The 5,191-nt window shown below is 50.8% G+C and carries 3 protein-coding genes; 1 reads left to right on the forward strand and 2 read right to left on the reverse strand.

The window, feature by feature from the left end:
- Positions 1 to 2,468: CBS domain-containing protein (locus V6D20_01710; GenBank protein HEY9814512.1), on the reverse strand; the 2,468-nt coding region annotated here is incomplete at its 3' end.
- 1,187 nt (positions 2,469 to 3,655) lie between these two features.
- Here V6D20_01710 and V6D20_01715 point away from each other — a divergent pair.
- Entirely contained in the window at positions 3,656 to 4,603 is a 948-nt protein-coding gene (locus tag V6D20_01715) for a glycosyltransferase (protein HEY9814513.1), read from the forward strand.
- 296 nt (positions 4,604 to 4,899) lie between these two features.
- Here the strand turns inward: V6D20_01715 and V6D20_01720 are convergent.
- Positions 4,900 to 5,191: hypothetical protein (locus tag V6D20_01720; GenBank protein ID HEY9814514.1), on the reverse strand; the 292-nt coding region annotated here is incomplete at its 5' end.

A 5,191-nucleotide genomic window follows, 5' to 3' on the forward strand; every position in this document is an offset into this window, starting at 1 on the left:
GTCAAAATATGCTGTCGGTTAAGATGGAGCTGAGTTAGACGTTCAATACTATCGGCCGGCAGTTGAAGATTGCTGGCAATGCGGCCGCGATCGCCCTCAGGTAAATCAGCGATCAAAACTTCCAGTAACACCTGCCAATGGGATACTTGAGTTTGGTGATCAAATCGCTTGAGCCATCGATCGAGCAACTGCAGTTGCTTCCAAAGGCGATCACTTAACGCTAGCTTAGGATGGATGCAGCATAGGGCACCCAGATCCGCCAGCAGTCGCAAGGCAGGTCGCCAGTAGGAAGCCTGGAGAATATACCGAAGTTCCTGTTTGAGGCGGGTTTGTAGCGCCGGAGTTTTATCGACTTCGATCTGAATACGATGGTAGATACCGCTAGCGATCGCATGGCGGATATAGCCCTCGGTTTGGGAATCGAGGGTGAAGTCTAGGCGCACGGCAAAGCGCACGGCTCGAAAGATCCGCGTTGGATCTTCAATAAAACTATTGGGATGCAGCACCCGGATCTGACGCGATCGCAAATCAAGTAACCCGCCGAAGAAGTCCAACAGTTCCCCAGGACGCGGTAATGTCAACCGAATTGCCATAGCGTTGATGGTGAAATCTCGGCGATACAAATCCTGACGGATAGAGCTCGCCTCCACCTCGGGGTTCGCTGCCGGGTAAGGATAAAACTCCGTGCGTGCCGTAGCAATATCCAACCACAGCGATCCCAATACAGGATCTTGGTGCCAGAGTAGGGCTGCCGTTTGAAAGCGGCCATGTACCTGCAGGCGTGCTTGGGGATAGTCTGCCTGCAGCGATCGCGCCAATTCTACTCCCGCCGCCCCATCCGCCGACGTTTGCACCCCATCCACCACCAGATCAATATCCTCCAAGCGCAGCGCCGATGCTCCTTCATTCAGCAACAAGTCCCGCACCGCGCCGCCCACAAGATAAATCTGCCAGCCCCGCGCCTCTGCATCTTGAGCGATCGCCCCCAGCAACTGCCACAATTCTGGGGAGAGGCGCTGCTGGAGCCAGCGCTGCACCGTAGCAGGAAGGGGACAAGACACCAGCGATCGCCCCCCGAGTATATCCTTATCTTGGGCTACAATACTTTCCTGTCCAGACAAGACATCTAGATCGGGTCTAGCATTCAAGGCTTTCTCTTGGTGCAGTTGGCGCAACACATCCGTCCGCGTTACAATCCCCACCAAATTTTTCCCATCCAGCACCGGCAATCGCCCAATATCATAAGTCACCATTAACGCTTCAATGTCCGGCAGTGTCGTTGTTGGCGCGATAGTCTTCAACTGCGTGGTCATAAAACCCTTCACAGGAGCATGGCTAAAATCATGGTGTAGAGCAATATCCAAATCCCGCCGGGAAATCATGCCAATTAGACAACTCTCCTCATCCACCACCGAGAGTCCCGAATGGCCATAGCGCAGTAAAATCCGCTGGGCTTCTCCAATGGTGGTACTTGGGCGAATGGTACGCACCGGCGATGACATCAACTCCTGCGCCGTGGGAGAATGGGGCACCGCTTGCCGTAGTTGCTCCACCAAACTAGCTAACACGCGATCGCTCTCCTGCCCCCGCCAACTCAACGACGCCGCGCGGGCATGGCCACCCCCACCCCAAGGACGAAACAGATCCCCCAAATGCAGGCGATCGCTGCTGCTGTGCGATCGGCCAATCACCGTCAGTCGTTCTTCCTCACCGCTTTGATAGCGAGTCGCCAGCAGCAAGACATCCACATCGATGAAACTCAGCAGCCGCGACGCTAAGCTAGAGAGCCCTTGAATATAGCCCTCCACCTCCAGCATTACCCAGGCCAGGGCATAGCCCTCCACCTCCTCCACCGTGATCTGATCGAGGGCTAGGGGCAACAGGTCTTGCAACTCTGAGGATAGGCCTGGCTCCACATAGTCAGCGATCGCCCGTTGGCTAGCTCCCTGTTCCATCAACCAAGTGAGCGCCGCCCCATCCCGTGGGGTGGCATGGTCAAAGGTCAACGAGCCAGTATCCACATGGATGCCCAAGGCCATAACGGTAGCCTCCGTGCCAGATACCTCCACCTGCCGCCGCCGCAACGCCTCCACAATCAACGTAGTCGTTGCGCCCACCGCCTCAATCTGAGCATGGGTTGCAGCAATATCACCCATGGGGCCCTCATCACAACCATGGTGGTCATAGACCGTGATCTCTAAGCCAGGGTAATCCAGCCATTCCGCTGCCTTCCCAAGGCGATCGCGCCACTGAGTGTCTACAACACTGAGCGATCGCACCGTCGCGATTGTGACTGACCGCCGTTCAATCAACGCATATTCATCGCGATGCAAGGCCAAGAAATCCCGCACGCCAGGATGACATCCCCCAGTCAACACAATCCGAGCGCCGGGCAGCAAGTGAGTTAGCCCCACAGCAGCCCCTAAGGTGTCAAAATCTGCGGTGGTATGACACAAAATCAAGTCCATAGGATATCTGCCTGGCTGAACATGGGGCTAAGACAACGGCCTAGCTTCTCATATTTTGGCAGACAGCACCCTAGGATGTAGAGTACTCCCTCGGCTATTGCCTGGACTCTATGCAACGAATCACACAAGCTCAGCGTACAACGTTTATGAAGATGGGATTAACTCACGCTTCCCCTGCCTACATCTCCGGAGAAAAAGTCCGTAGATCGACATAGAAATTATTATACTTATGACGTTTAGACACATCAACATCCCGCTTGCTGATGGACGCCGTAGTCACAGCATCCTGTTTCATTACTTTCTTCATATAGATGAACTAATATGAAATTGCTACTGAACAGTTTAAACTTCTGCGATCGCCCCCAGCCTAAGCATCTCTAGGGCTGCCCATGCATAGAAAACTCTACGCATAGCGTTGTCAAACTCACCTTGATGGAGCAACGCCGATGTTTACAATCAGAGATGACCAAAGCAGACATCTATAAAGGGATGGTAAACTTGCGGTAAAGGAGCTATAAAAGCTTTAGGGCAGGGTTGAAATCTAGCTGTTTTTTATGAGATTGTACGGAGAAGGCAATCTTTTACCGTAAAGATATCGGGAATTAGGGTCGCTCTACATGTTGTATTGGCTATCAGGCATAGCTCTATACTAGCGTCTACGTAACGTTCACCTCTACATGATCAAGTCAGGATAGCCCCAACGGTATAGTCATGCCGCAGAGCTATGTTGGATCATGTTAAGCGTGATTGTTGTACCTTAAACCAAGCGATCGGTAGACATCTCTGTCTATTAGGATCGTGAAAAAGTATGACCTGCAGCTTATCTTTCTGGGTTTCAGAGATGGTAGGTCGGTTTTAAGTGCTTGCGCTTAAGCTTCTTATCATTCAAGTATTGATTCAAAAAAAGGGATAACAATAGACTGAAAGCTAGTGAATCCTATCCTAGTTCAATGCTTGAGACAACGTAGTTAGGCTGTTTGATGTTGAGTCATCTAGGTCAAGTATCCGCATAATTTCGCACAAGTATAGATTTTGATTCTGCTCCAATAGTGGAGAGACTGATGGGTTAACAAATCCTGTTCTGCCTACTGTCCTTTGCATCAACCGTGATAGACAGAGGATATCTAGGTTCAGACCAGAGGTTAACTCACCTGCATTTAAATGTTTACCCCAAAGGCATTCATACCATGGCAGCTACTCATCCTCAGGTTGTAGTTGGTTTACTTGTATACAACGGCGAAAAGTATCTTGCAGAAACCATCGAATCAATCTTGGCTCAAACCCTAACGGACTTTACGTTAGTGATTGGAGATAATGCGTCAACCGATTCAACAGAAGAAATCTGTCGCAGATATGCTGCTCAAGACAGTCGCATTGTCTACCAACGTCATCCTGAGAATGTAGGGGCGTCTGGCAATCACAATCTTGTCTTTCAGCCTGGGGATGCTCCCTACTTTAAGTGGGCGTCTCATGATGACCTCTTAGCACCCGATTATCTACGTCAATGCATCGAGCTTCTGGAGGACAATCCATCGGTTGGGGTTGCCCATTGCCGCTCCTATCAAATTGACGAAGAGGGTCATCTCCTAGGCAATCTTGACTATGAAGTGCGGTTAACCAGCTCTAGTCCTAGTCAACGACTATGGCGCATGTTGTGGGCTGGCTATTTGCCAGAGGTTCATGGCGTGATGCGATCGCACCTGGTTAAAAAAACCAAACTCTTCAGAGGCTTTCCAGGCGACGATCGCAGCTTTCTGTCTGAAATGCTGATGCAGAGCGATGTGGGCTACGTTGAAGACTATCTATTTTCCCGTCGTGACCATGCCGATAGCTTCTGTCGCATTGCCGACCAAACATCCCGACAAAGTTTCTACAATCCCAAAGCCAAGCGATCGGCTAGGATGGTCGGTCTAATCAAGCTGCGAGAATATGTTCTAGATGTGCTCCGACATCCCATGAGCACGGCAGAGCGTTTGGCTTGCTTAAAGATTGTCGTCGAGTGGGGTATCCGGCGCGGTCTGGAAATGGTCACCAACTCTGGCGAGAAATTTGGACAGCGGCTACGTGAGGAATTTAGCCTATCTCAATCGATGAATCCCCATGAGTCAGAAACCTCCTCTGAGCAGTGTTACTGAGTCAGCATAGAAACCTCTAGCTAGAAGCGCTGAAGCCCCATGTAAAACTGGCGGAATTATACGACTTCAAGAGCTACAGGATAGGTCTCTCACGTAGCCATCAGCTAATCTTACGTGGGCGTTGCTGAATGAAGATATGGCATCGTAATGTGGGACGTTTGCTCACATTACCCTGATTGTGAATACATGGCGAGCTTCTCGCTCAAAGTTTGTGCGCGCAAATCCTATCGAAATTCAGGAACGTCCGTCCGTGAGGGCTATGGGGTGACGACTCGACATCATATGCACCACGCAACCTAGAGCGTAATTGGGGATTCGACATAAATAGTGGGTTCATTAAGCATCTCGAATTCAATACCGTAGTCCTTGAGTTCATCTGAGATCCGCTCATTAGCTAGTTCCAGCAGACGCTTGCGAATCTGGATTGAATTTTCTGTTGAGCCCAAAATGAAAAAGGTGACTCTAGCCCGGCTGATACCTGCTTCGGGCTCATCTAGGAGCGCGATGTTCGTACTACCTGGGTCAATGCCGTAAATTGTATTGGTACAGCGCACCACGACCTGTTGCACCAAGGCTTTCTCGCGATCG

The organism is Candidatus Obscuribacterales bacterium (assembly GCA_036703605.1).
GTDB lineage: Bacteria > Cyanobacteriota > Cyanobacteriia > RECH01 > RECH01 > RECH01.